Consider the following 25,310-nt stretch of genomic DNA (forward strand, 5'->3'; position numbering starts at 1 on the left):
GCTGGTTGTCGCTGGTCAGCCGCCGTTCGCCGCCAGTGCCTCGGCGAGCACCGGCGCGGCCTGCTCGACCTGCCAGGGGCGGGCGCCGTACCCGGCCAGCACCTCGGCGACCGTCTCCCGGGTGGGCTCGGCCGGCGGCTCCCAGCACAGCCGGCGCACCGTGTCCGGGGCGATCAGATTCTCCTGCGGGAGGTTCAGGCTCTCGGCGAGCGTGGTGACCGCGGCGCGGGCGGCCGACAGCCGGGCCGCGGCGACCGGGTCCTTGTCGGCCCAGGAGCGGGGCGGCGGCGGGCCGTTGAGCGGCTGGCCGGGCTGCGGCAGTTCGTTCTCGGGCAGCGCACGGGCGCGGTCGACGGCGGCCTGCCACTGCTCCAGCTGACGGCGGCCCATGCGGTGCCCGAAGCCGGGCAGCGCGGCCAGCGCGTGGCTGTTGGGCGGCAGATTCAGCGCCGCCTCCACGATCGCGCCGTCACCGAGCACCTTGCCCGGCGAGATGTCGCGCCGCTGGGCGACCTGGTCGCGGGCCGTCCACAGCTCCCGTACGACGGCCATCTGGCGGCGCCGGCGGACCTTGTGCATGCCGGACGTGCGGCGCCAGGGGTCCTTGCGGGGCGGCGGCGGGGGAGCGGCGGCGATGGCCGCGAACTCCTGCCGGGCCCACTCCAGCTTCCCCTGCCGCTCCAGCTCCTCCTCCAGCGCATCGCGCAGATCCACCAGCAGCTCGACGTCGAGCGCGGCATAACGCAGCCAGGGCTCGGGCAGCGGGCGGGTGGACCAGTCGACGGCGGAGTGGCCCTTTTCCAGGGCGAAGCCGAGGACGTTCTCGACCATCGCGCCCAGTCCGACCCGTGCGAAGCCGGCCAGCCGTCCGGCCAGCTCGGTGTCGAAGAGCCGGGTGGGGACCATCCCTATGTCGCGCAGACACGGGAGGTCCTGGGTGGCGGCGTGCAGGACCCACTCGGCGTCGCCGATGGCCTCGCCGAGCGCCGTGAGGTCCGGGCAGCCGACCGGGTCGATCAGCACGCTGCCGGCGCCCTCGCGGCGCAGCTGGACGAGGTAGGCACGCTGGCCGTAGCGGTAGCCGGAGGCGCGCTCGGCGTCCACGGCGACCGGGCCGCGGCCCGCAGCGAAGGCCGCGACGACCTCGGCGAGCGCCGCGTCGGTGGCGGTCACCGGGGGGATGCCCTCGCGGGGTTCCAGGAGCGGGACCGGCGCCGGTCGGGGGTCCGGAGGCGAGTCTCCGGATGCTCGCAGTGTCGTGTCTGCTGTCTCTGCTGCGGTCTTTTGGGCGTCGGTCACGTGGTCAAGGGTATCTGTGTATGCACGTCGCCCGTCGAGGGAACGTTCCCTCGACGGGCGCGATGGCCGGGTGATGGGGTCAGTGGATGATGCCGGTGCGCAGCGCTACCGCCACCATTCCGGCCCGGTCGCCAGTGCCGAGCTTGCGTGCGATACGGGCGAGGTGGCTCTTGACGGTCAGCGCCGAGAGCCCCATCGAGACGCCGATGGCCTTGTTGGACTGGCCCTCCGCAACCAGCCGCAGTACCTCGACCTCCCGGCCCGACAGCTCGCGGTAGCCGCCGGGGTGCCCGGGGGCGCCCGGGGGGCGGCGCTGCATACGGGCCGCGTTGGCGCCGATGGGTGCGGCGCCCGGCCGGCCGGGCAGGCCGAGGTTGGTACGGGTGCCGGTGACGACGTAGCCCTTGACGCCGCCCGCCAGCGCATTGCGTACCGCGCCGATGTCGTCGGCGGCGGACAGCGCGAGACCGTTGGGCCAGCCGGCGGCCCGTGTCTCGGACAGGAGCGTGAGGCCGGAGCCGTCGGGAAGGTGGACGTCGGCAACGCAGATGTCGCGCGGGTTGCCGACGCGGGGACGGGCCTCCGCGATGGACGACGCCTCGATCACGTCACGCACTCCGAGGGCCCACAGGTGGCGGGTGACGGTGGAGCGGACGCGAGGGTCGGCCACGACGACCATGGCCGTCGGCTTGTTCGGGCGGTAGGCGACCAGGCTCGAAGGTTGCTCGAGGAGAACAGACACCGGGCCTCCTGGGGGAGTGGCGGGGGACGGAAGCCGACTGGGGAGAGCCGGAATGATCCGTGTTGGAAGGGTCACTGACCTCTTCGGCAGCAATCCGGCGGGACTTTAGACTTTGATCACGATTTAGTTAGGGGCAATTCGGGCAAATCGGATGCCTGAGCGATCAAGGGTGAACATCGAGTGAGCAGTGATTGCGCACCGGCCTTCACCAGGGCACGCCAAGGCGCCGATCATGCGCGAACATGATCGCGGTGCGTAAGGCATACCGGTCACCGGGCGTAATCGGCGAGCGGTGCGTGAGGCATACCGGCCCGGCGGGGGCCCTCAACCCGGCGACCGGTCTTTCGTCGTCACCGGGCGGAACCACCGACGGCTCCTGCCCGGGGTCACCTCGGCGGGCGGGATCGACGCGGTGACCGGTCTTGCGTCGTCACCGGGCGGAACCACCGACGGCTCCTGCCCGGGGTCACCTCGGCGGGCGGGATCGACGCGGTGACCGGTCTTGCGTCGTCACCGGGCGGAACCACCAACGGCTCCTGCCCCGGGTCGCCCCGGCGGGCGGGATCGACGCGGTGACCGGTCTTTCGTCGTCACCGGGCGGAACCGTCAACGGCTCCCGCCCCGGGTCACCCCGGCGGACGGGATCAACGTGGCTGCGGCCCGCGGCGCTGCGGCAGTGCCACCACTCCGCCGTGCGGCGCCGGATCGAGCGTGGCCGGCGGCAGCCCCGCCACCTGGCACAGGAGATCGCACCAGGCGGCCAGATGTGCCGCCATGTCCGGCACCCCGCCCGGCCCCTCGGCCGGTGTCCACGACGCCCGGATCTCGATCTGTGTCGCGGGCTCGCGCGAGGCCAGGCCGCCGAAGTAGTGCGACCCGGCGCGGGTCACCGTCCCGCTCGGCTCGCCGAAGTGCACCTCGCGCGCCTCCAGCGCACCGGTGAGCCACGACCAGGACACCTCCGGCAGCAGCGGATCGGTGCCCATCTCCGGCTCCAGCTCCGCCCGCGCCAGCGTCACCACCCGGAAGGCGCCCTGCCAGGTCTCGTCGCCGGCCGGGTTGTACAGGAGCACCAGCCGCCCGTCCGCCAGATCCGCGTCCTCGCCGTCCGGCCCCGCACCCGGTTCGACGACCGCCGCCTCCAGGGCGTACGCGAACGGGGCGAGCCGCTTGGGCGCGGGCGTGGGGTCGATCTCGATCTCCGGCCGCAGCCGTGCCGCGCGAAGCGCCTCGACCGCCTGACGGAAGGGGATCGGGGTCTCGTCCGCGCTGTCCGCGAGGTGTTCTTGAGCCGCAGCCATGCCCGGAAGATTAGGCGGAAGAAAGCCCTCAGCCCGGGAGGACACCCGCTGCGCGCGTCGCCCATTCGGAGGTGTGCCCCCGCGCGCCGCGATGCCCGGCCACCTACCCGAACCTGCAGGCGGCCTCTCATGCGAAGATTTGGGGCGTGAGCGCCAACGAGAGGCCTGTGGGCCAGCAGCAGACCGGTACGTACGATTCGGCATTTCTCAAGGCCTGCAGGCGCGAGCCGGTGCCGCACACCCCGGTGTGGTTCATGCGCCAGGCCGGGCGCTCGCTGCCGGAATACCGCAAGGTCCGCGAGGGCATCGCGATGCTCGACTCGTGCATGCGGCCCGACCTCGTCACCGAGATCACGCTCCAGCCCGTGCGCCGCCACGGCGTCGACGCCGCGATCTACTTCAGCGACATCGTCGTCCCCCTCAAGGCCATCGGCATCGACCTCGACATCAAGCCCGGGGTCGGCCCGGTGATCGCCAACCCGATCCGCTCGCGCGCCGACCTGGCGCAGCTGCGCGACCTGACCCCGGACGACGTCTCCTACGTCACCGAGGCCATCGGCCTGCTCACCGCCGAGCTCGGCCCGAAGCCGCTCATCGGCTTCGCGGGCGCGCCGTTCACGCTGGCCAGCTACCTCGTCGAGGGCGGCCCGTCGCGCAACCACGAGCACACCAAGGCCCTCATGTACGGCGACCCGCAGCTGTGGGCCGACCTCCTGGACCGCCTCGCCGACATCACCGCCGCCTTCCTCAAGGTGCAGATCGAGGCCGGGGCGAGCGCGATCCAGGTCTTCGACTCCTGGGTCGGCGCCCTCTCACCCGCCGACTACCGCCGCTCCGTGATGCCCGCCTCCACCAAGGTCTTCCAGGCAGTCGAGGGCTACGGCGTCCCGCGCATCCACTTCGGCGTCGGCACCGGCGAACTCCTCGGCCTGATGGGTGAGGCGGGCGCGGACGTCGTCGGCGTCGACTGGCGGGTCCCGCTGGACGAGGCGGCCCGCCGCGTCGGCCCCGGCAAGGCGCTCCAGGGCAACATCGACCCCGCCGTGCTCTTCGCCCCCCGCGAGGCCGTCGAGACCAAGGCCCGCGAGGTCCTGGACGCGGCCGCCGGTCTGGAGGGCCATGTCTTCAACCTCGGCCACGGCGTGCCCCCGAACACCGACCCGGAGTCGCTGACCCGGCTGGTGGAGTACGTGCACGAGCAGACGGCGCGCTGAGCGGACCGTCCGCGGAACCTCCGCCGGGTTCCGGGCGTCGTAGGGATCATGCACCCGACGCCGCCCGGAACCCCCGGCCTTGCCGCTCTGTCCGCCGCCTGGCAGCAGGTCGGGCCGGACTCCCGGCCGGACGCGGCCGACCCGGTCGTCCTCGACTGCGCGCGTCGGCTCGCCGCCGATCCGGGGGGTGCGTACGCACCGACATGGGTCTACGGGCTTCTCTCCATGACCCGCTACATCGCCACCCGCGCGGGCGACGCGGTGGCCGGGCCCGTGGTCGAGGCGCTGCGGGCGGCGGACCGTGCCCTCGGTGACCCGCCGCCGTGCGGCCATGAGACGCATCCCTACGAGAGCGCTCTGGTGAGCATCGGGCACGGTGACGACGAGCTCGATCTGCTGCTGTCCGCGCCCCGTCCGGAACTCCCCGGCGCCGTGGAGGAAGCCCGCTGCCCGCACAGCGTCGGGATGTTCGCGCGGATCGCCGCGGACATCATCGCGCCCGGCACCGTGGCAGGCGTTGCCGACCGGGTGCCGCGGCATCACCAGGAGGGCATCCGGGATCTCGCCTCCGTCCTGCACGGCTATCCGCGCGGCGGGGTCGAGCCCGAGTACGAGATCATCGCCGGGACGGGCATCCCCGCGCACCCCACGAAAGGGGCCCTCGCCGGGCACATCGTGCTCCTCCGGGCCTGCTGCTGGTACGCCGTTTCCGGGCAGATCAAGCAGCGCTGGGTGCTCGACGACATGATCGGGACGCTGGAGAAGGTCCTGCCGGGCCTGGCCGACGCGTCCTGCGCGCACACCGACGGCGAACACCCCGCGCTCTCGGGCGACCCGGATTCCGACGCGGCCATCGGCTACCACCTCCTCACCCCGGGAGGCCGTGCCCGGATGCGGAAGAACACCGCGGACGGGATCAAGGAGGCCCCGCCGGCCGCCTGGACCTGCCCCGTACTGCTGCGTGACCTCGCCCGGGACACCCTCGGCCACCTCACCGAGGCCCGCGAGCGGTTCTTCGGCGAGCGGCCCACGGATCACCTGGACGACGCGTACCTGCGCGCGGACGGGGAGTTGGAGGTGGCGGGGATCGCGGAGCGGCTGGTGGACGCGGTGCGGAACGAGCCGGGCGCCGAGGACCTCGCGGTGTGGGCCGCGCGTCGCCGTGCACGGGGTACCGGCGACGACCGCGAGCAGGTCTTCCTCTTCCTGGCCGCGGTCCGCTGCCTGGACATCGGTGCGTCGGATCTGCCGCCGTCCGTCTGCCGGGACGTACGTCCGCTGCTGGAGGACGTCCTCGCGGGGCCGCTCCCCGTGAGCTGCCCGCACCGCAGTGATCACCCGGGGACCGGGGACGCGCTGGGCGACGCGGTCGGCGCCCACCTCGCCCACCTCGCCGACCCGGAGACCTTCCCCGCCCCCGAGGGCGCCTTCCCCTTCGACGCCTGGGCCTGCCCCCGCAACCTGGCCTCGGTCGCGGCGGAGTGGCTGGAGTGGCTGGACGAGTGGGACGAGGCGCCCGAGGACGGGGACGAGGAGGAATAGGCGCGGCCCCGGTCAGACCCCGGCCGCCCGCACCGCCGCGGTCGCCTTGCGCGCCGCCACGAGCACCGGGTCCCACACCGGGGAGAACGGCGGGGCGTAGCCCAGGTCGAGGGCCGTCATCTGCTCCACGGTCATCCCGGCCGTCAGCGCGACCGCCGCGATGTCCACCCGCTTGCCCGCGCCCTCCCGGCCGACGATCTGCGCGCCCAGCAAACGCCCCGTACGGCGCTCGGCGAGCATCTTGACGTGCATCGGGCGCGCGCCCGGGTAGTAGCCGGCGCGGCTGGTGGACTCGACGGTGACGGTGACGAACCGCAGCCCGGCGGCGCGGGCATGGCGCTCCAGCAGCCCCGTGCGGGCGATCTCCAGATCGCAGACCTTGCTGACGGCCGTACCGACGACCCCGGGGAACGTCGCATAGCCGCCGGCCACATTGGCGCCGATGACCTGGCCGTGCTTGTTGGCGTGGGTGCCCAGCGCGATATGGCGCTCGCGCCCGGAGACCAGATCGAGGACCTCGACGCAGTCGCCGCCCGCCCAGATGTTGTCGTGGCCGCGGACCCGCATCGCCAGGTCGGTGAGCAGCCCGCCGGACTCGCCCAGCGGCAGCCCGGCCGCGGCGGCGAGGGTGGTCTCCGGCCGTACCCCCATGCCCAGGACGACCACATCGGCCTCGTACCGGGCGTCCTTCGTGGCCACCGCGCGGGCCCGCCCTGACGCGTCGGTCAGCACCTCGGTGACCGCCGCGCCGCGCACCGTCTCGATGCCCAGGCCGCACATCGCCTCGTGCACCAGCGCGCCCATGTCCGGGTCCAGGGTGGACATCGGCTGTTCCCGCGCCTCCAGGACCGTGACCCGATAACCACGGTTGATCAGCGCCTCGGCCATTTCGACGCCGATGTAGCCGGCGCCGATGACCACGGCCCGCCGGCCCTCGGTCGCGGCCAGCGTGTCCAGCAGGGCCTGGCCGTCGTCGAGGGTCTGCACCCCGTGGACGCCCGGCGCGTCGAAACCGGGCAGCGGAGGCCTCATCGGCCGGGCGCCGGTGGCCAGCACCAGCTTGTCGAAGCCGGTCCACGACTCCTTGCCGCCGTCCTCCAGATCCCTGGTGCGCACCCGGCCGCCGTCCAGGTCGAGTTCCGTGACCTCGGTGCGCAGCCGCAGATCGATGTCCCGGGCGCGGTGTTCCTCCGCCGTGCGGGCGATCAGCGCGTCCGGCCCGTCGACCGCACCGCCGACCCAGTACGGGATGCCGCACGCGGAGTACGACGTGAAATGGCTGCGCTCGAACGCGGTGATGGCCAGCTCGCCGGGCCCCTTCAGCCGACGGGCCTGCGAGGCGGCGGCCATGCCCGCCGCGTCGCCGCCGACGACCACGAGTCGTTCCGCCGCCATGCCGGGTCCCTTCGCCGGGTGCCGCTCTGTTGGATACCGCTTGGCCGGATGCCGCCCTGTCGGAGATCGCTCCGCCGGGCGGCGCCGAGCCTAACGCTCCAGTACGAGCGCGAGTCCCTGCCCCACGCCGATGCACAGCGCCGCCAGGCCCGTGCCCGAGCCCTGGGCGGCGAGCTGGTGGGCCACCGAGCCCGCGAGGCGGGCGCCGGATGCGCCCAGGGGGTGGCCGATGGCGATGGCGCCGCCCCGGGGATTCACCACCGAGGGGTCCAGTTCGGGCCACTGGCCGATGCAGCCCAGCGCCTGCGCGGCGAACGCCTCGTTGAGCTCGAAGGCCGAGACGTCCGCGAAGGTGCGCCCGGAGCGCTCCAGGGCGCGCCGTACCGCTTCCACGGGGCCGAGGCCGAACAGCTGCGGCTCGATGCCGGTGACCGCACTGGCGCGGATACGGGCCAGCGGTTCGCGGCCGGTGGCCCGCAGACCCTCCTCGTCGACCAGGAGGAGCGCCGCGGCGCCGTCGTTCAGCGGCGAGGAGTTCCCGGCGGTGACCGTCCCGCCGGCCGTACGGAACACCGGCTTGAGCTTGGACAGCGCCTCCAGGGAGGAGGCCTCCCGGATCGTCTCGTCGCGTGCCAGGTCCACGTCCGGCAGCGGCACCACCTCCGCGTCGTAGGCGCCTGCCTGCCAGGCCCGTGCCGCCTTCTGATGGCTGGCCAGCGCGAAGACGTCCTGCTGCTCGCGGGTGATGCCGTGCCGGTCGGCGATCAGCTCGGCGCCCTCGCCCAGCGCCACCGTCCACTCCGGGGCCATCCGGGGGTTGACCATCCGCCAGCCCAGCGTCGAGGAGAACATCTCCTGATGGCCCGCGGGAAAGGCCCGTTCGGGCTTGCGCAGCACATACGGGGCGCGGCTCATCGACTCCACGCCGCCGGCCACCGCGATATGCGCATCGCCGTGCGCGATGGCGCGGGCGGCCTGGATGACCGCCTCCAGGCCGGAGCCGCACAGGCGGTTGACGGTCACCCCGGGCACGGTGACCGGCAGGCCGGCCAGCAGCACCGCCATCCGCGCGACGTTGCGGTTGTCCTCGCCCGCGCCGTTCGCATCCCCGAAGCAGACGTCGTCGATACGCGCCGGATCGAGGCCGGGCGTGCGGTCCACCAGGGCCCTGACCACATGGGCGGCCAGATCGTCGGGCCGGACTCCGGCCAGGGCGCCGCCGTACTTGCCGACGGGGGTCCGTACGGCATCGACGATGTAGACATCCCGCAGGCGTGCGTCGCTCATCAGGCGCTGTCCTCGCTGTCCCGGCTCGGCGGTGGGGGGCGGGCGACGGCCGGCCGGAGCCGGGCCGAAGATCGTCGTCGCCCACCGCCGAGTCTTTGCCCGCCGTTGCCCGGTGTCAACGGGTTCCCCGGTCACCTTCCCCGGCGGTTCCGGCCGCCTCGGGCTTCGCGGCGGCCTCGGACTCCCCGGGGTCCCCGGGGACCCTGGACCGGTCGGCCTCCCCGGTTCCGTCGCCGTCCGCCGGACCGCCGTCCGTTCGGTCCGCGGCAGGGCCGGTCCCCCCGGGGCCGCCGCTCCCGGCCGCCCGCCGCCGGGTACGCCACTGCGCCGGGAGCCGCCCGCGGACCAGCCGCCACAGCCCGTACAGCACCGCCCCGGCCGCGGCGAACGGCAGCAGCGCGCCGATCGCCACCAGCAGCCACCGCACGGCCGCCATGAAGGCGTGCCAGCCGCCGGAGAGCGCATCCCCGAACGACACCGGCTCGTCCTGCGGCTCCTCGGGCGTGGCGTCCGGCTGCCGCAACAGCAGCGTGACGGTGGCCATGCCGGTGCGCTCCTTGAGCGACTTCAGCTCGGCCTCCAGCGATTCGAGGTTCGCCTGGCGGGTGCTGAGCTCGGACTCCAGCGAGACGATGTCGCCGATCGACGTCGCCTTGTCCATCAGCGCACGCACCCGGTTCACGCTCTCCCGCTGCGTCTTGAGGCGGCTGTCGACGTCCACCACCTGATCGGTGACGTCCTTCGCCGAGACCTCGCGCGAGACGAGCTTGCCGAGCCCGGCCAGCCGCCCCAGCACCGCGTCGTACTCCTTGGGCGGCACCCGCAGCACGATCCGCGACCGGTCGTGGCCCCCGGAGTCCCGGTCGGTGTTCTCTTCGGAGGCGTAGCCGCCCGCACCGTCCACCGCGCTGCGCGCCTTGGCCAGCGCCGCCGGCACATCCTTGGTCTGCACCGTGAGGGTGGCCGTCCGGATGATCTGCTCGGGGACGACCTTCGCCGCCTTGCCGTCCCGGCCCCTGGTCGCGTCCGTCGCACCGGTGCCGCCGTCCCGCTCCGCGCCCGGTGCCCGCGACGGGGCGACCGCCGCGCCGTCTCCCGCCCTCGTATCGGCGCTCATGCTGACGCCGTCCGACCCGCTGCATCCGGCCACCGCCAGCGACGCGGCGAGCAATACGCCCGCCGCGGCCCCCCGACGGCCCGATGGCCGGCCACCGTTCCCCGCTCCCCGCATTCCCCGTACGTGCCGCATCGGCTGCTCGCCCTCCAAGTGGCTTGATGCTGATGCCGCTTCGACGGTCACCGGGGGAGCGGGGTTGCCGTCCGCAGATCGCGATCCGGTCACGGTCCTGTCAGTGGGCTCTGAGACAGTGGAGGCATGAGCGCAGTGCACAGCAGTACGGGCCGACCGCCCGCCGGCGTCGGTCACGTCATCGTCATCGGCGGCGGCATCTCGGGTCTGGCGGCCGCGCACCGCCTGCTCGAAGGCGGCGCCCGGGTGACGGTCCTGGAGTCGGGCGGCCGGCTCGGCGGCAAGCTGCGCGCGGGCGAGATCGCGGGCGTACCGGTCGACCTCGGTGCCGAATCGATGCTGGCCAGAAGGCCGGAGGCGGTGGACCTCGCGCGGGCCGTCGGCATCGGCGACCGCCTCCAGCCGCCCGGCACCGCCACCGCCTCCCTGTGGACCCGCGACGCGCTGCGCCCGATGCCCAAGGGCCATGTCATGGGCGTCCCCGGGGATCTCGCGCCGCTCGCCGCCTCCGGTGTGCTCTCCGCGGCGGGGCTCGCCCGCATCGAGGAGGACACCCGGCTGTCGCGCACCGAGGTCGGCGAGGACGTCGCCGTCGGCGAGTATGTCGCCCGGCGCCTGGGCCGCGAGGTCGTCGACCGGCTCGTCGAGCCGCTGCTCGGCGGCGTCTACGCGGGCGACGCCTACCGCATCTCGATGCGCGCCGCGGTCCCGCAGCTCTTCGAGGCCGCCCGCAGCGAGCGCTCACTCCTCGCGGGCGTACGGGCCCTCCAGGTGCGCGCCGCCGTCGGCGCACCGGCCGACGGGCCCGTCTTCATGGGCCTCGACGGCGGTATCGGCACGCTGCCGGGCGCGGTCGCCGAGGCCGTGCGCGCGGCGGGCGGCGAGATCCGCCACCACTCCCTCGTCCACGGTCTGCGCTGGGCCGGCGACGACGGCTGGCAGGTCCCCGTCGGCGACGGCTCGCTCGCGGCCGACGCGGTGATCGTGGCCACCCCGGCGGGGGACGCGGCGCGCATCCTCCGCACCGGCTGCCCGGTCGCCGCCACCGAGCTGGACACCGTCGACTACGCCTCGATGGCGCTGGTCACCATGGCCTTCCGCCGCTCAGACCTGGACCGGGCGCCGGCCGGCAGCGGCTTCCTCGTACCGCCCGTCGACGGCCGCCGCATCAAGGCCGCCACCTTCGCCAGCCACAAGTGGGACTGGATCGGCGGCGCCGACCCGGACCTGTTCGTCCTGCGCACCTCCCTCGGCCGCTACCACGACGACGCCGATCTCAAGCGCGAGGACTCCGAGCTGGTCGACCTCTCGCTCGCCGACCTCGGCGCGGCGGTTGGCCTGGCCGCGCGGCCCGTCGCGAGCACGGTCACCCGCTGGGAGGGCGGCCTGCCGCAGTACACCGTCGGCCATCTGGACCGGGTGGCCAGGATCCGCGCCGCCGTCGCCGGGCTGCCGGGCCCGCTGCGGGTGTGCGGCGCGCTCTACGACGGCGTCGGCATCCCGGCCTGCATCGCCTCCGCCCGCAGAGCCGCCGACGACATCCTCGGCACCCTGCCGCGGGTCACCGCTCCGGGCGAGTGAGAATGGACGACATGACAGACGCTTCGACCCCCGCCACCGCTTCCGACAAGACCTCCGAGAAGGCACCGAACGCCGGCAAGAAGGCGAAGGACCTCAACGAGGTCATTCGCTACACCCTCTGGTCGGTGTTCAAGCTGCGCGACGTCCTCCCGGAGGACCGCGCGGGCTACGCCGACGAGGTCGAGGAGCTGTTCGCGCAGCTCGCCGCCAAGGACGTCGTGGTGCGCGGCACCTACGACGTGTCCGGTCTGCGTGCGGACGCCGACATCATGATCTGGTGGCACTCGGAGAGCTCGGATGCCCTCCAGGAGGCGTACAACCTCTTCCGCCGCACCCGGCTCGGCCGCACGCTGGAGCCGGTCTGGTCGAACATGGCGCTGCACCGCCCCGCGGAGTTCAACAAGTCGCACATCCCGGCCTTCCTGGCCGACGAGCAGCCGCGCGCCTATGTGAGCGTCTACCCCTTCGTCCGCTCCTACGAGTGGTACCTCCTCCCCGACGAGGACCGCCGCCGGATGCTCGCCGACCACGGCAAGATGGCCCGCGGCTTCCCGGACGTCCGCGCCAACACCGTGCCGTCGTTCTCGCTCGGCGACTACGAGTGGGTGCTGGCCTTCGAGGCCGATGAGCTCTACCGCATCGTCGACCTGATGCGTCATCTGCGCGGCTCCGAGGCGCGGATGCACGTCCGCGAGGAGATCCCCTTCTACACGGGGCGGCGTAAGGCGGTCTCGGAGCTGGTCGCGGGCCTGGCGTAACGCCTCCGGCCGCCGGACCGTCGCCGCCGGTCCGGCCCACGGTGCCGTAAAGCGCTGCGGGCCGCCCCCTCCAGGGGACGGCCCGCAGCGCTTTCTCCGTCGGGGTGCGGCCGCGGCTATTTCGCGATCCGCTGCGGCAGCTGGTTCGGCATCGGCTCCGCACGCGGCGGGCAGCTCGCCGAGTGCCCCGGGACCTCACCGCGCAGCAGATACGCCTCCGTGTAGTGGTTCACGCATTCGTTGGCGCCGAGCGCGATGCCATGGGTGCCCGCACCGCGCTCGGTGACCATCGAGGACCCGGCCAGCCGCCGGTGCAGCTCCACCGCGCCCGGGTACGGGGTCGCCGCGTCGCGTTCGGCCGCCAGCAGCAGCACCGGGGGCAGCGCGCCGGGCGCCGTGCGGATGTCGAGCGGGCCGCGCCGCCCGAGCGCCTCGTCGACCGCCGTCGCCGCCACATTGCCGGTGGCGTCGTCCAGCCCGTGCCCGGCCGCGTCCCGCGAGACGCCCTTGACCACCCTGTCGGCCGCGGCATCGAGCCCGGCCGAGGCCGACTCCGTCCGGTCCGGCCAGAAGGCGCACGGCAGATTCATCCAGGCGTTGTCCCAGGTCTCGAACGGCGCCGTACGGGCGACGCGGGTGTTGTCCCGGTCCCAGGTCGCCCAGTCGCGCGGCCAGGACGCATCGTTGCACTCGACGGCGGTGTAGACCGCGTTCATGTTCTCCTCGGCGACGTCGTTGCTCGTCTTGGGCAGGGTCTGGGTGGCCAGCGGCTTGGTGTCGCCGTGCAGATACGACGCGAGCGACTGGGCGCTGATCGGCCAGTAGGCGTCGTTGTAGCCCGTCTTGAGGAACGCCGCCTGCAGCTGGGCGGGCCCGACCTTCCCGTTGACCGGCACCCGGCGCACCCGCTGAATGGCCGTGTCGTAGGAACGCTGCACCGCCTTCGGGCTCGCACCGAGGTGGTAGGTGGCGTCGTGCGCGGCGACCCAGCGCAGCCAGTCGTTCCAGCGGCGCTCGAAGGCGACGTTCTGGTCGAGGTTGTTGCGGTACCAGATCTGCCGGGGGTCGGGGTTGACGATGCTGTCGAAGATCATCCGGCGGATGTGCCCGGGGAAGAGCGTCGCGTAGACGGCGCCGAAGTACGTCCCGTAGGACGCACCCATGAACGTCAGCTTCTGCTCCCCGAGCGCGGCCCGCAGCATGTCGAGGTCGCGGGCGTTGTTGATGGAGTTGTAGAAGGGCAGATCGGCCCCGGCGTTGCGCGCACAGCCCTGCGCATACGCCCGCGCCTGGGCGATCTTCTCCCGTTTGAACGCCTCGGTGGGATAGCGCTGGGTGTCGGTGGGCGCCTTGGTGAACTCCTTCGGGTCCTGGCAGGACAGCGGCGCCGAGCGGCCCACGCCGCGCGGTGCGTACCCGACGAAGTCATAGGCGCGGGCGGTCCGCCGCCATTTGGGCAGCGCGCCGTACAGCGGGAATTCCATGCTGCTGGCGCCGGGGCCGCCGGGGTTGAAGACCAGCGCGCCCTGCCGCTCCTGGGGGGCGGTGGCGCGGATCCGGCTGACGGTGAGGGTGATCTTCTTGCCCTCCGGGCGCGCGTAGTCGAGCGGCACCTTGAGCGTGCCGCACTGCACGGAGGCGGGCAGATGCTCCACGGGCGCACAGCGGCCGAAGACGATGCGCTCCGGCACCGGGGCGGGCGGCGCGGCGGGCGGCGCGGTGGCACCTCCGGCCGGGGCGGTGGCCATGGCGGTCACGACCAGCGACCCGATGGCGCCGTACAACGCAAGTGTTCTCACGAGCCGTCCCTTCGTGGGGTGCGGGTGCGTGGCGCACGACGAGAGGCTCGGTGCACTAGGCCGCACGGTGTGCATACAAAAGGGATAGTTGAGCGGGGGGTTCGCGATGTAAAGCACCGGGCACCGGTGTCGGACGCTATGCCCCGGAAGAGTGGAGGGCGGTCCGCAGGGCCGGATCGGTGAGCGTGGTCCGGCCGTGCACGGCCAGTGCGGTGAGGGCGGTTTGGGCGTCGGCGGGCAGATGCCGCAGCAGCAGCCGCTCGCCCGCCGGGGTCGCCCAGTCCGGGTACGGATGGATCTCCATACGGGCCATCGCCCAAGTACCGCAGGCCAGTACGAGCGGCGGCGCGAACCACATCAGCACCGGCCCGCTCGCGGTCCCGGCCGGTGTCGTCCAGATGGCCGCCCCGGCGGTCAGCAGCACCAGGAGGAGGGTGCCCCGCAGCCGCCGGACGGCCGAACCCACCCTGTTGCGGGCGGGGGCGGGCAGCGCCAGACCCGCGTCGACGAGGCCCTCGGACAGCGCCCGCACCGTGTCGTCGGTGGCGAGGATGCCCCGTATCGCGGGTATCCGGCGCTGGCCGTCGGGCCCTATGGCGGCCAGGACCGCGCGTTCGACGACGTCGTGGCCGACCGGGTCGACGACCGAGGCCCAGCCGGTGTGCGCGAGCAGCAGCCGGCGCTGCCGGGCCATCGACACCAGGGCGACATCGGTGAGCCGCTGCGGGCCGCCGGCCAGATAGGCGGTCTCGTAGAGGGTGAGCTCCGGGGGCCGCAAGTCGTCCGCGCCGGATGCCGGACGCGCGGCATGGGCGACGGCGACGGCGGCCCGGCAGACACCGGCGCAGGCCAGACCCGCCGCCACCCAGGCGACGGCGAGGAAAAGGAGCCACATGGCCGAATTTCTATGGGACGGCCGGCCGGGACCGCCATGCCTTTTCTCAGCATCCGGGCACGGCGCCCGCGGCTCACCGGCGCCGTGCCCCGATTCCCGATTCCCAGGGCCTGTCAGCTGCTCCCGCAGCCGCCGCCCCCGCCGCCTCCGCACGACGAGCCGCCTCCGCAGCTCGACCCGCCCCCGCAGCTCGAACTCCCGCCGCCCCCGCAGGACGAACTCCCGCAGCCGGACGACGACCCGCCGTCGGAGGAGCCGCACCAGGAGCCGCCGCCCCCGTCGCCGGGGGTCGCCCAGCCGCAGCTGCTGCCGGACGAGCCGGTGGAACCGGTGGCCGACGACGACGCGGAGGCGGCCGCCATGGTGCGCTGAGCCTCCGTCAGCTGCGTCCGCAGCATCTCGTCCGCGATCACCGCGGCACCGCCGAGCGCCACCACCATCCCCGCGGCCTGGACGGCGTCGCCGGCCGCGCCGGTGCCGTGGGCGCTCCGCGCGGACTTCAGCGCGAAGGTGCCCGCCATCGTGACCCGTCGCCGGAGCGCCGCCTTGCAGACCGCGGCGACGACCGTGGCCACGAGGAGGCCGGGGATGATCGCGATGAAGACCGGCACCTCGTAGTCGTCGCCCCCGGTGGCTCCCACGAGGGTCAGCAGAAAGCCGCCGAAGAACAGCACCGCACAGGCCGCCATCTGGATCCGGGCCATCAGGCGCCAGCCGCTGCCGTTCCGCGGGTGCCGCAGCAGCCCTCGGGCGGCCAGCCGGTCGCCGATCGCCTGGACGGGCAGGCTCTGCATGGCGGTGGTGCGCAGCGCGGGCAGCGCCCCGCCGGGCGTCCCGGTGACGGCGTTGAGGACGGCGGCCTCCACCGCGTCCTGCGCGGTGGGCTGCCGTACCGTCACCACCCCGGGGCCGCCGACCGCCAGCCGGCCGTCCTCGTGCATCCTGGCGAGCGCGGTGTCCACCACCCGGCCCGGACCACCGGCGAGAAACGCGATCTCCCAGACGTCGTGGGTCAGCGAGTCCACCAGCCGGGGCCGCGGCGTGGCCCGCCGGGTCGTGACCGTGCCGATGACGAGCACCAGCGACGAGACGACGACCGCGACGTACACCCCCGTTGTGTACGTCATGTCACTCACCCCGGTGGAGCGCGAGGCGGACCGCGCGCACGAGCCGGGACGCGGGCCCGGAGGACGGCGGCCTGGGACCCGCGCGATCCCGCCACCACTGCGTCAGCTGCCGCCGCGCGTCCGGGTCCTCGGGACGGCCCAGGGCCAGCAGATACCCCGCGAAGTCCAGGGCGTCGTGGCGGTAGCCGCCGGTCATGGGGCGGTGCCGCGCATAGTCGAGGAAGGCGGCACGGTAGCCGTCGCCGAGGATCTCCGGCAGCTCGGGCGCGATCTTGGCGACGACGGACGCCCGCTTGGCGGTCAGCGCCCGGCTCTGCACGCCCAGCCGGGCCCGGTCGAAGCCCTCAGGGGCCGGTGTGCCGGCCACCAGCGCGGACAGCAGCGCGGTCTGGGCGAGCGCAAGCCGTTGCCGTGCCGCGTCGGTGCCGGACCCGGGAGCGCCCCTGCCGCCGCGCACCACCTCAAGCCGCTCGGACATGGCGGGCCTCCTTCAGCACTGCGCGTATCGCGTCCAGCTCACTCGCCAGCTCGCCGCCCTCGGGGAAGTCCTCGTCCCGCTCCAGGAGCACACCGGGCGGCGTCGTACGGGCGCACAGCTCGGCCAGGACGTCCAGCACGGGCCGGGTCACCGGATGCGCATGGCTGTCGTGCCACACCCCGTCCCGCTCCACGCCGCCCGCGACATGGACGTAGGCGATCGCCTCGACCGGCAGCTCGTCCAGCGCGCGCGCCGGGTCCTCACCCCGGTTGACGTGATTCGTGTGGAGGTTGGCGACGTCGATCAGCAGCCGCACCCCCGTCCGCTCGACCAGCTCGGTCAGGAACTGCCCCTCCGTCAGCTCCTCGCCCGGCCAGTTGATCAGCGCGGCGATGTTCTCCAGCGCCAGCGGCACCGGCAGCGCGTCCTGGGCGATCCGGACGTTCTCGCAGAGCACGTCCAGCGCGTCACGGGTGCGCGGCACCGGGAGCAGATGCCCGGCCTCCATCGGCGGAGAGGCGGTGAGCGGCCCGCCGGCCCGGACGAACGCGATGTGCTCGGTGACCAGCGGCGCCCCCAGCGCCTCGGCGCGCTCCGCCAGGGCCGTCAGCCGCCCCGCGTCCGGCCGGTCGGCGCCGCCGAGACCGAGCGAGACCCCGTGCGGTACGACGGTCGTGCCGCGCTCGCGCAGCTCCTGGACGGCCTGCGGAAGATGACCGGGACAGATGTTCTCGGCCACGACCTCCACCCAGTCGATACCCGGCAGCCGGGCGATCTCCGCGGCGATTTCCGGCCGCCAGCCGATACCCGTACCAAGGCGCTCCATGGTTCCCCCTCTCCCTCCGTGGTGAGGGTACTCATGGCCACTGACAGCGGGCCGAACCCTGCATCCGCGGTGTTCAGAGGTTGATTTGAGCTTCCGCCGCGGGTGCCCTCACCCGCCGTGCGACAACGCCCGCCGCAGCGCCGGATGGTCGGCGACCACCGTGCAGGAGCCCGGGGCGATCTCCGTGAACCCGGCGTCGCGCACCACGGGCAGCCCGCTGCGGGTCAGCGCGTCCCAGGCCGCCGGCTCCGCGGACCGTACGGCCAGCGGGAACCCGGCCGCGCGCCAGGCCGTGCGCTCCTCCTCGGTCAGCTCCCACCAGGCGAGCTGCGCGCCGTGTCCGGTCTGGGCCATCTCCTTGCCGGCGGACATGTCCAGCTCGGGGTTGAGCCACAGCACCGGCCGGTCCGCGCCGGGCGCGACCGGCGGTTCCGGGTCGCTCAGTTCGGTGCCCGACACCTGGAGCCGCGCCAGGTCCTTGGGCCAGCCGTCCAGCGGAACCGGCGGGAAGACCCGGACCTCGGCGCGGTCCCCGGTGACCGTGATGCCCGGCAGGGCTTCGGCCCGCCGCCACTCCGCGCCGCGCGCCCGGCGCACCACCTTCCGGATCCGGGCGTCCTGCCAGTCCCGTACCGCCTGGGCCCATTCGCCCTCGCCGGCCGCCCGCTCGTCCGACAGCAGCACCAGCACCGCGCGCGCCGCCGTCTCCAGCGCGTCGGTGCGCGCCGGCGGCTCGGCGCGCTCGATCCGCGCGACCAGCGGCAGTACGAACTGGGGCGCCGAGTCCCTCTCGGTCTCTTCGTGGCGGAAGGGGCTGCTGGGGCTGGTGGTGTCTGTTCCTGTCACTTGCACCAGTTTGCCAGCACTCACCGACAACGCGCCCACGATCGGCCTAGCATCCTCGCCATGAACAGTGACCTCTTCGCTCCCGAGAACATGGCCAAGCCGGCCACCGCGCCCGGCATGACGCAGCAGAACGCGAAATCGATCAAGTACGCGGTGAACGGTGAGTGCTGCGCGCGGCAGGGCGCGATGATCGCCTATCGGGGAAACCTGCAGTTCGAGCGGCAGGGCCAGGGGGTCGGCAACTTCCTCAAGCGCGCCGTCACCGGCGAGGGCCTGGCGTTGATGACCGTACGGGGCCAGGGCGAGGTGTGGTTTGCGCACGAGGCCGCCAACTGCTTCATCATGGATCTCACCGCCGGCGACGGCATCACCATCAACGGCCGCAACGTGCTGTGCTTCGACTCGTCCCTCTCCTACGAGATCAAGGTCGTGAAGGGTGCCGGCATGACCGGCGGCGGACTCTTCAACTCCGTTTTCAGCGGCCAGGGCAAGCTCGGCGTGATGTGTGAGGGCAACCCCATCGTCATACCCGTCTCCCCCCAGGCCCCGGTGTTCGTCGACACCGACGCGGTGGTCGGCTGGAGCACCTCCCTGCAGACCTCGCTGCACCGCTCGCAGAGCATCGGCTCGATGCTCCGCGGCGGTTCCGGCGAGGCCGTCCAACTGCGTCTGGACGGTGACGGGTTCGTGATCGTACGGCCGAGTGAGCTGCGTCCGGAGAAGTCCGCGGGGAACTAGCCGGGCCCTGTCCGAGGCGGACCGAGGCCTCACGTGCGGATCGGGCGGGCGGACCGGATGGCGGTACCGGCGGAGCGGAGTCCGGCGCGAGCGGCGGTGACGGTCTTCTCGTGCCGGGTGGCCGGGCCGCGCCGCTGCAGCGGGCGGGTCGACGGCACCGCCCTTCGCCGACGCTCCCGGAGGCGGCGTGCTGCCATTTCGCGGGGCGCCGCGGATGGCTGGCGGCCGATGCCTTTCCGCTCGTGCCTTTGGTGGCGGCGTTCCTTGGCCGGGGGAGCCGGTGAACGACATGGACGCTGCCGCAGACGGTGATGCCGGTGACGTTGATCAGGTGCGCCTGCGCGTGGTGCACGCGCTCTCCGGAGGCCGGGTGCTGATCACCTCGCAACTGTGCGGCTCAGTCCGGAGGAACTCGGCGAGCTGGGGCATGAGTTGCTTGCGGTGCTGGGTCCCCGGCTCGCCAACCAGCCGGCCCCGGGCCGCGCACCGTACCTCCTCAGCCCGATCCTCTTCCCGGCCGAGCAGGCGCCCGCCGACGAGGAGCGGCCGTAGGGTCAGCGGTCGCTTCTTCCTGGTCATCGGCCCCCTGCGTCGGCGTGGCACCCGCATCCACCGCGACCGGAATCCCGCGGGAACCAAGCGGGGGGTGCGAGGAGTTGGGGGAGTGACGGATCCGGGGGACGGGGCGGGAAGGTGCCGGGGGGCATGAGGTTCGACGGGGTCGGGCGGCGTTACGGGGTGCGGGGGCCCTGGGTGCTGCGGGACGTTCAGCTGGAGGTGCCCGCCGCGGCGCTGGTGCGTATCGAGGGGACGAACGGCAGCGGAAAGTCCACTCTGCTGCGCCTGTTCGCGGGCATCGACCGCCCCAGCGCCGGACGCATCACCGGCCGCCCGCGTGCCGCGTACGTGCCCGAGCGGTTCCCCGCGGCGCTGCCCTTCACCGCCGTCGGCTACCTCACCCATCTGGGGCGTATCCAGGGCCTGCGCGGGCCCGAGGCGGCCCGCCGCGCCGCCGCCTGGCTCGACCGCTTCGGGGCTGCGGGGCACGGCAGCACTCCGCTGGCGAAGCTGTCCAAGGGCACCAGCCAGAAGGTCGCGGTGGCCCAGGCGCTGCTCGCCGAGCCCGAACTCCTCGTCCTGGACGAGGCCTGGACCGGCCTGGACCGGGGGGCGCGCGAGGTCCTCGACCGGGCGGTCGCCGAGCGGACCGCCGACGGCGGCACCGTCGTCTTCGTCGACCACGACCCGCGCCGCCTGGCAGGCGCGGCCACCGTGTGCCACCGCGTCGTCGACGGGCTGCTGATGCCGCAGGAGCGCGGACCGGCGGCGGAGACGGTGGCCACGGGCCCCCGGGTGATCATCGAGGCCGAGGGCGCACCGGGCGGCCTGCTGCGTCACGGACCCGGCCCCACCGCCGCGCAGTTGCCCGGCGCACCACAGATCTCGGGCGGCTCCGACGGCGCGTCCCGGCTGACCGTCGCGGCCGCCCACTCCGACGCCCTGCTCCGGGCCCTGCTCGGCGCGCATCCGCCCTGGCACATCCGCTCGGTCACCACCGTCCCGCCCGCCTCGCCGCCCGAGGCCCCGTTCGCAGACCCCGCCCAGGGCGCCGCGCCCGCGCCCGGCTCCGCCCCTGACTCCGACGGGACGGCCCGCACATGATCGCCCTGCTCCGCTATCAGGCGGCCCTGCTCGTCGGCTCGCACCGCTGGCTGCCGCCGGTCATCCTCTACGCCGCGTACCTGGCCATCGGTATCCAGACCGGCGGACCGATTCTCGACGGGTACGGCGTCGCCGCCGCCGGGCTGCTGCCCGTCGCCGTCTGGCTGACCCGGATCTGTGTCACCAACGAGCCCCCGGCCGCCCGCAACTGCACCGCGGCCGCCGCCGGTCCAGGCCGCGTCCATCTGGCCTGCCTGCTGACCGCGACGTTGACCGCCCTGCTGCTCGCCCTCCTGGGCACGGCGTTTGTCGCCTTCGTGTCCGATGCCCACTCCTCGTATCGGCGGGTCGCCGTCCCCCTGCTGCCCGCGACCGCCGCCGGACTGCTGACCGCCCTGGCCTGTGTGCTGCTCGGCGCGGCGATCGGCGCGCTGTGCAACTGGCCGGTCCTGCGCAGTTCCGGTTCCGCCATACCGGCGGGGCTGCTGGCCGCGCTGCTGCTGCTCGTCCTGGGCGCCTCGCCGGCGAATGCCGCGCTGACGGGCCTGGTCACGGGCTCGGCGCACGGCACGGTCAGCATGCCGTGGCTGCCGCTCGCCGGGGCCGTCCCGATAGCCGTGGCGGCCGTCGCGGCCGCCTGCGCGCTGAGTTCCCGGCGTACCTGACCGGGTGCCTGACCGGGGTGCCTCCGGCGTACGCTCGATGCCATGCCGGACACCGAGCACGCCCACGACGAGCCCGTCGACACCGGTTACTGCGCCGCTCCCGGTGGCGTCGTTTCTGGTGGCGTCGTTCCCGATGCTGCCGTTTCCGGCGGTCCCGCCGGGGGACCGCCGTACGCGGACTGTGTGCTGTGCGCCGAGCCGACCGAGTATCCGGCCGACCGTCCCGGCATGGTGCTCTGCCCGGTGTGCGAGTGGCAGGAAGCCCAGCGCTCCGCCTGCTCCGGCTAGCCGGGGACGGGCCGGTCGGTGATGGGTGATGGGTGTTGGGTGGCGGGCGGTCAGTGGTGCCAGGGGCCCGTCACCGCGAACGTCGTCCCCGGGGTGTAGCAGTTGACGTACATCGTCCGGTGGTCGGGGGAGAAGGTCACCCCCGCGAACTCGCCCCACTCCGGCTTGTCCGGGGTGCCGATGTTCTGCCGGCCACGGGCCATGGCGTACACCTCACCGCCCCGGGTGAGGCCGAAGACGTGCTGGGCGCCCTCGCCGTCCTCGCAGACCATCAGGCCGCCGCTGGGCGCGAGGCAGATGTTGTCGGGGGACTCGCCGGGAAGCTGCAGATCGGTGTCCGGCCCGAAGACCACGACCAGGCTGAGCCGGCGCCGCTTCGGGTCGTACTTCCAGACCTGGCCGTAGTGGTCGGCCGCCGAACCGGCGTCGCGATGCGCGAAGCTGGAGACGAAGTAGACGCAGGAGCCGCCCCAGTAGCAGCCCTCCAGCTTCTGGGCGTGGGTGATGCCCTGAGGGCCGAAGTCCTGGAAACGGATCGGGGTCCGGCGTGCCAGCGGATCGGGGACGTCCACCCAGGTGACGCGGTCGAAGGTGGCGCCGGGCTGCTGGACGGTGGACAGGTCGGGCACACCGGGGACCCGCAGCGCCTGGAGGCGGCCGCCCGCGCGCAGTGAGCCGCGGCCGCCCATCGGCTTCTCGGGCAGAAAGCGGTAGAAGAGGCCGAAGGGCTTCTCGAAGGCGTCCTCGGTCTCATAGACCGTGCCCGTGCCGGGGTCCACCGCGATGGCCTCGTGCTGGAAGCGGCCCATGGCGGTCAGCGGGACGGCTCCGGTGCGCCGCGGGTCGTAGGGATCGACCTCGAAGATGAACCCGTGGTCCTTGGTGTAGTTCTCCTCACCGGCCCGGAACTCGGTCTCCTCGCAGGTGAGCCAGGTGTTCCAAGGCGTATGGCCCCCCGCGCAGTTGGTGGAGGTACCGGCGATGGCGACCCGCTCGGAGCGCACGGTGTTGTCCCGGTCGAGTTCCAGGGCCGTACAGCCGCCCTCGCCGCCGGGGTCGTAGGTCAGATCGGGGACCCGGGGGACGGCGGAGCGGGAGTGCGTACGGTTCTCGTGGTTGCGGACGAGATACGTGCCGCCGCGGCGCCCGGGGAACGCCGACATGCCGTCACAGTTGCTGGGCACCTTGCCCTCGCCCGAACGGAGCGGGTCGCCCTCCCGGGAGAGGACCCGGTAGCGGAAACCCTTGGGGAGGTCGAGCAGGCCGTCGGGGTCGGGGACCAGCGGTCCGTAGCCGCTTCGGCCCATGCTCTGGGCGGTCGCGGTCCCCGCGAAAATCTCCGAGAGGCTCCCGGCGAAGGCGATGGACGCCCCCAACGCACCGGTTCTTGCCAGGATCTGACGTCGTGTCGCGGACATGGGCAACTCCCTGTTGGCGGACAGGTGACGTGACCCGGTTGTGTGTACCACGCGCCCACGCCGCCGGGAACCAGGCGAACCAGTGTTCCCCCGGATGCCCATGGGACGAGAGCCGAAGGAGGCCTTCGCCGCCCCACCGCCCCGCCGCCGCGCCCGCGCGCCTAGTGCGCGACCAGCGCCCCCGCGTCGCGCGAAAGGGCCGTGAGCCGGGAGATGGCGCGGAAGTACTTCTTCCGGTAGCCGCCGCGCAGCATCTCCTCGCTGAACAGCTCGTCGAAGGCCTTGCCGGAGGTCAGCACCGGTATCTCGCGGTCGTAGAGCCGGTCCGCGAGGACCACCAGGCGCAGCGCGGTGGACTGGTCGGGCACCGCCTGGACGTCGGTGAGGCAGACGGCCTGTATGCCGTCGCACATCGCGCCGTAGCGGCTGGGGTGGACCTTGGAGAGGTGGTCCAGCAGGGAGGGGAAGTCGTCGAGCGAGGAGCCGTGGGTGCGGTAGGCGACGCGGGTGACCGTCTCGTCGTCGTACGGGGCGGGTGCCTCGGGCAGACCGCGGTGGCGGTAGTCCTCGCCGTCGATGCGCAGCGGGCGGAAGTGCGCGCTGAGGCCTTGTATCTCGCGCAGGAAGTCGGCGGCGGCGAACCGGCCCTCACCGAGCTTCCCGGGCAGCGTGTTGGAGGTGGCGGCCAGCGCCACGCCGGAGTCGACCAGCTTGCCGAGGAGGGTGGAGACCAGGACCGTGTCGCCCGGGTCGTCCAGCTCGAACTCGTCGATGCACAGCAGCTTGTGCTCGCCGAGGGTGCGGACGGTCTGCTGGAAGCCGAGGGCGCCGACGAGGTTGGTGAGCTCGACGAACGTGCCGAAGGCCTTGCGCTCGGGCGGGGCGGGGGTGGCGTGCCACAGGGAGGCGAGCAGATGGGTCTTGCCGACGCCGTAGCCGCCGTCCAGATAGACACCGCGCGGACCCTTGGGGGCGGCTTTCTTGGGGGTCTTGGCGAACCAGCGCCGCTTCGCCGTACCGGCGGCGCCCGCTCCGCCCTGGATGCTTGCCGCGAAGGCGCTCAGCACCTCGACGGCCTCGGCCTGGCTGGGCTGGTTGGCGTCGGGTATGTAGGTGTCGAAGCGGGCGCCCTGGAAACGCGGCGGCGGCACCATCTCGGCGACCAGACGGTCGGCCGGGACCTGCGGCGCGCGTGCGGTGAGGGCGGTGGGGGCCGCGTCGCTCCCGTCAGCCGGCGCTCCGGCTATAGGAGCGGGCTGGGAGGGCGAGGGGTGAGAAGACGACGACACAGCCGTCCAGCCTAGTCGCTCCGCAGGACCCCTCGGTCCGGTGAGCGAGGCATGTCACACTGCCGCCATGCGACGCCTGTATCCACCGTTCGTTCAGCAGACCACCCCGGCCGCGGCAGCCCGCGGCGACGAGAACCCCACGTCGGGGGCGGTGCCCGCGGACACCACGGACCGCGAGTGGACGCTGGAGGAGCTGGCCGACGCCTACGCCTACCCGGCGGCGGACGATCCCGTACGGGCCGGCCGGACCGGCTGGCTGCGCGCGAACATGGTGTCGTCCATGGACGGCGCGGCCCATCACGAGGGCCGCTCCCAGCCGCTGTCCGGCGCGGCCGACATGCGGATCTTCGGCGTGCTGCGCGGCCTTGCGGACGCGGTGGTGGCGGGCGCGGAAACGGTCCGGAAGGAGGGCTACCGGCCGGCTCGCGCGCGCGAGGCGTTCGCCGCCCGGCGGGCCGCCGCGGGCCAGGGCCCGGCCCCCGCCATCGCGGTGGTGACCGCGGGGCTCGGCCTGGACTTCACGCTGCCGCTGTTCACCGAGCCCCTGGTGCCCACCCTCGTCCTGACCGGCGCGGGCGCCCCGGCGGACCGGGTGGCAGCGGCGTGTGCGGCGGGCGTCGAGGTGCTCTTCGCGGGCGAGGGGCTGGGCGTGGATCCGGCGCGGGTGGCGGGGCTGCTCGCCGAGCGGGGGCATGAGCGGCTGCTCACCGAGGGCGGACCGAGGCTTCTGGGGCAGTTCGCGGCGGCCGGGGCGCTGGACGAGATGTGTCTGTCGCTGGCTCCGGTGGTCGCCGTCGGCGATGCGCCGAGGATCATGAACGGCCCGGCGGTGCCGGTTCCGGAGCGGTTCGCCCTGGCATCCGTTCTGGAGGAGGCCGGGTTCCTGTTCACCCGATACCGTCGGTCCTGAC

22 protein-coding genes and 1 pseudogene are annotated in these 25,310 nt (G+C 73.5%); 10 read left to right on the top strand and 13 right to left on the bottom strand.

Annotated elements, in window-relative coordinates; all coding sequences use genetic code 11:
- Positions 1–15: 15 nt before the first annotated feature.
- From AC5677_RS29750 to AC5677_RS29760, 3 genes are all read right to left on the bottom strand, one after another.
- Positions 16–1,299 carry an HRDC domain-containing protein gene (locus tag AC5677_RS29750; protein WP_497190971.1) on the bottom strand — a complete coding sequence of 428 codons (1,284 nt, stop codon included), beginning with the start codon at positions 1,297–1,299 and terminating at the stop codon, positions 16–18.
- A 79-nt stretch (positions 1,300–1,378) separates the two neighbouring features.
- A complete protein-coding gene (locus tag AC5677_RS29755; RefSeq protein ID WP_016573641.1) occupies positions 1,379–2,041 on the bottom strand; it encodes a response regulator transcription factor in 663 nt (220 codons plus the stop codon).
- Positions 2,042–2,685: 644 nt separating this feature from the next.
- Positions 2,686–3,342, bottom strand: coding sequence for a DUF3000 domain-containing protein (locus AC5677_RS29760; protein WP_497190972.1), 657 nt, complete (start codon positions 3,340–3,342; stop codon positions 2,686–2,688).
- Positions 3,343–3,488: 146 nt separating this feature from the next.
- Here AC5677_RS29760 and hemE point away from each other — a divergent pair, with 146 nt between their 5' ends.
- Positions 3,489–4,556: a uroporphyrinogen decarboxylase gene (gene hemE / locus AC5677_RS29765; protein ID WP_497190973.1), complete on the top strand. Its 1,068-nt coding sequence runs from the start codon at positions 3,489–3,491 to the stop codon at positions 4,554–4,556.
- Between the two features lie 48 nt (positions 4,557–4,604).
- Entirely contained in the window at positions 4,605–6,098 is a 1,494-nt protein-coding gene (locus tag AC5677_RS29770; RefSeq protein ID WP_497190974.1) for a hypothetical protein, read from the top strand.
- 12 nt (positions 6,099–6,110) lie between these two features.
- Here the strand turns inward: AC5677_RS29770 and AC5677_RS29775 are convergent, their stop codons facing one another.
- From AC5677_RS29775 to AC5677_RS29785, 3 genes are all read right to left on the bottom strand, one after another.
- Positions 6,111–7,493, bottom strand: coding sequence for an FAD-dependent oxidoreductase (locus tag AC5677_RS29775; RefSeq protein ID WP_497190975.1), 1,383 nt, complete (start codon positions 7,491–7,493; stop codon positions 6,111–6,113).
- A gap of 90 nt (positions 7,494–7,583) precedes the next feature.
- Positions 7,584–8,780: a thiolase family protein gene (locus AC5677_RS29780; RefSeq protein ID WP_497190976.1), complete on the bottom strand. Its 1,197-nt coding sequence runs from the start codon at positions 8,778–8,780 to the stop codon at positions 7,584–7,586.
- 115 nt (positions 8,781–8,895) lie between these two features.
- Positions 8,896–9,897: a DUF4349 domain-containing protein gene (locus AC5677_RS29785; RefSeq protein WP_497190977.1), complete on the bottom strand. Its 1,002-nt coding sequence runs from the start codon at positions 9,895–9,897 to the stop codon at positions 8,896–8,898.
- Positions 9,898–10,155: 258 nt separating this feature from the next.
- Between AC5677_RS29785 and hemG the strand changes: the two genes are divergently transcribed.
- Both hemG and hemQ read left to right on the top strand, forming a co-directional pair.
- Entirely contained in the window at positions 10,156–11,610 is a 1,455-nt protein-coding gene (gene hemG / locus AC5677_RS29790) for a protoporphyrinogen oxidase (RefSeq protein ID WP_497190978.1), read from the top strand.
- A gap of 11 nt (positions 11,611–11,621) precedes the next feature.
- Entirely contained in the window at positions 11,622–12,368 is a 747-nt protein-coding gene (gene hemQ / locus AC5677_RS29795) for a hydrogen peroxide-dependent heme synthase (protein WP_497190979.1), read from the top strand.
- Between the two features lie 116 nt (positions 12,369–12,484).
- Here the strand turns inward: hemQ and AC5677_RS29800 are convergent, their stop codons facing one another.
- The 5 genes and pseudogenes from AC5677_RS29800 to AC5677_RS29820 form a co-directional block, all read right to left on the bottom strand.
- Positions 12,485–14,167, bottom strand: coding sequence for an alpha/beta hydrolase (locus AC5677_RS29800; RefSeq protein ID WP_497190980.1), 1,683 nt, complete (start codon positions 14,165–14,167; stop codon positions 12,485–12,487).
- A 136-nt stretch (positions 14,168–14,303) separates the two neighbouring features.
- The gene (locus AC5677_RS29805) at positions 14,304–15,062 is read right to left on the bottom strand and encodes a TIGR04222 domain-containing membrane protein (RefSeq protein WP_497190981.1); all 759 of its coding nucleotides are present in this window, start codon (positions 15,060–15,062) and stop codon (positions 14,304–14,306) included.
- 113 nt (positions 15,063–15,175) lie between these two features.
- Positions 15,176–16,189 carry a TIGR04222 domain-containing membrane protein gene (locus tag AC5677_RS29810; RefSeq protein ID WP_497190982.1) on the bottom strand — a complete coding sequence of 338 codons (1,014 nt, stop codon included), beginning with the start codon at positions 16,187–16,189 and terminating at the stop codon, positions 15,176–15,178.
- Between the two features lies 1 nt (position 16,190).
- Positions 16,191–17,493: pseudogene (locus AC5677_RS29815) on the bottom strand (MbnB/TglH/ChrH family RiPP precursor modification enzyme).
- Between the two features lie 108 nt (positions 17,494–17,601).
- Positions 17,602–18,339, bottom strand: coding sequence for a peptidyl-tRNA hydrolase (locus AC5677_RS29820; RefSeq protein ID WP_497190983.1), 738 nt, complete (start codon positions 18,337–18,339; stop codon positions 17,602–17,604).
- 60 nt (positions 18,340–18,399) lie between these two features.
- Between AC5677_RS29820 and AC5677_RS29825 the strand changes: the two genes are divergently transcribed.
- From AC5677_RS29825 to AC5677_RS29845, 5 genes are all read left to right on the top strand, one after another.
- Entirely contained in the window at positions 18,400–19,077 is a 678-nt protein-coding gene (locus tag AC5677_RS29825) for an AIM24 family protein (RefSeq protein ID WP_497190984.1), read from the top strand.
- A gap of 390 nt (positions 19,078–19,467) precedes the next feature.
- A complete protein-coding gene (locus AC5677_RS29830) occupies positions 19,468–19,629 on the top strand; it encodes a hypothetical protein (RefSeq protein WP_497190985.1) in 162 nt (53 codons plus the stop codon).
- A 153-nt stretch (positions 19,630–19,782) separates the two neighbouring features.
- Positions 19,783–20,739, top strand: a complete 957-nt coding sequence (locus AC5677_RS29835) for an ABC transporter ATP-binding protein (RefSeq protein WP_497190986.1) — start codon at positions 19,783–19,785, stop codon at positions 20,737–20,739.
- On the top strand, positions 20,736–21,404 hold the full coding sequence (locus tag AC5677_RS29840) for an ABC transporter (RefSeq protein WP_497190987.1): 669 nt from the start codon (positions 20,736–20,738) through the stop codon (positions 21,402–21,404). Before AC5677_RS29835 ends, AC5677_RS29840 begins: the two co-directional genes overlap by 4 nt.
- 42 nt (positions 21,405–21,446) lie before the next feature.
- Positions 21,447–21,692, top strand: a complete 246-nt coding sequence (locus AC5677_RS29845) for a hypothetical protein (RefSeq protein ID WP_497190988.1) — start codon at positions 21,447–21,449, stop codon at positions 21,690–21,692.
- Between the two features lie 50 nt (positions 21,693–21,742).
- On the opposite strand, the gene AC5677_RS29850 is transcribed toward AC5677_RS29845, so the two are convergent.
- Complete coding sequence (locus AC5677_RS29850; protein WP_497190989.1) at positions 21,743–23,110, bottom strand: alkaline phosphatase PhoX; 1,368 nt, start codon at positions 23,108–23,110, stop codon at positions 21,743–21,745.
- A 161-nt stretch (positions 23,111–23,271) separates the two neighbouring features.
- Positions 23,272–24,399, bottom strand: a complete 1,128-nt coding sequence (gene zapE / locus AC5677_RS29855) for a cell division protein ZapE (protein WP_497190990.1) — start codon at positions 24,397–24,399, stop codon at positions 23,272–23,274.
- A 67-nt stretch (positions 24,400–24,466) separates the two neighbouring features.
- On the opposite strand from zapE, the gene AC5677_RS29860 reads away from it, so the two are divergent.
- Positions 24,467–25,309: a dihydrofolate reductase family protein gene (locus tag AC5677_RS29860; protein ID WP_497190991.1), complete on the top strand. Its 843-nt coding sequence runs from the start codon at positions 24,467–24,469 to the stop codon at positions 25,307–25,309.
- Position 25,310: the final 1 nt, after the last annotated feature.

It is taken from the genome of Streptomyces sp. JLSY215 (genome assembly GCF_059682825.1).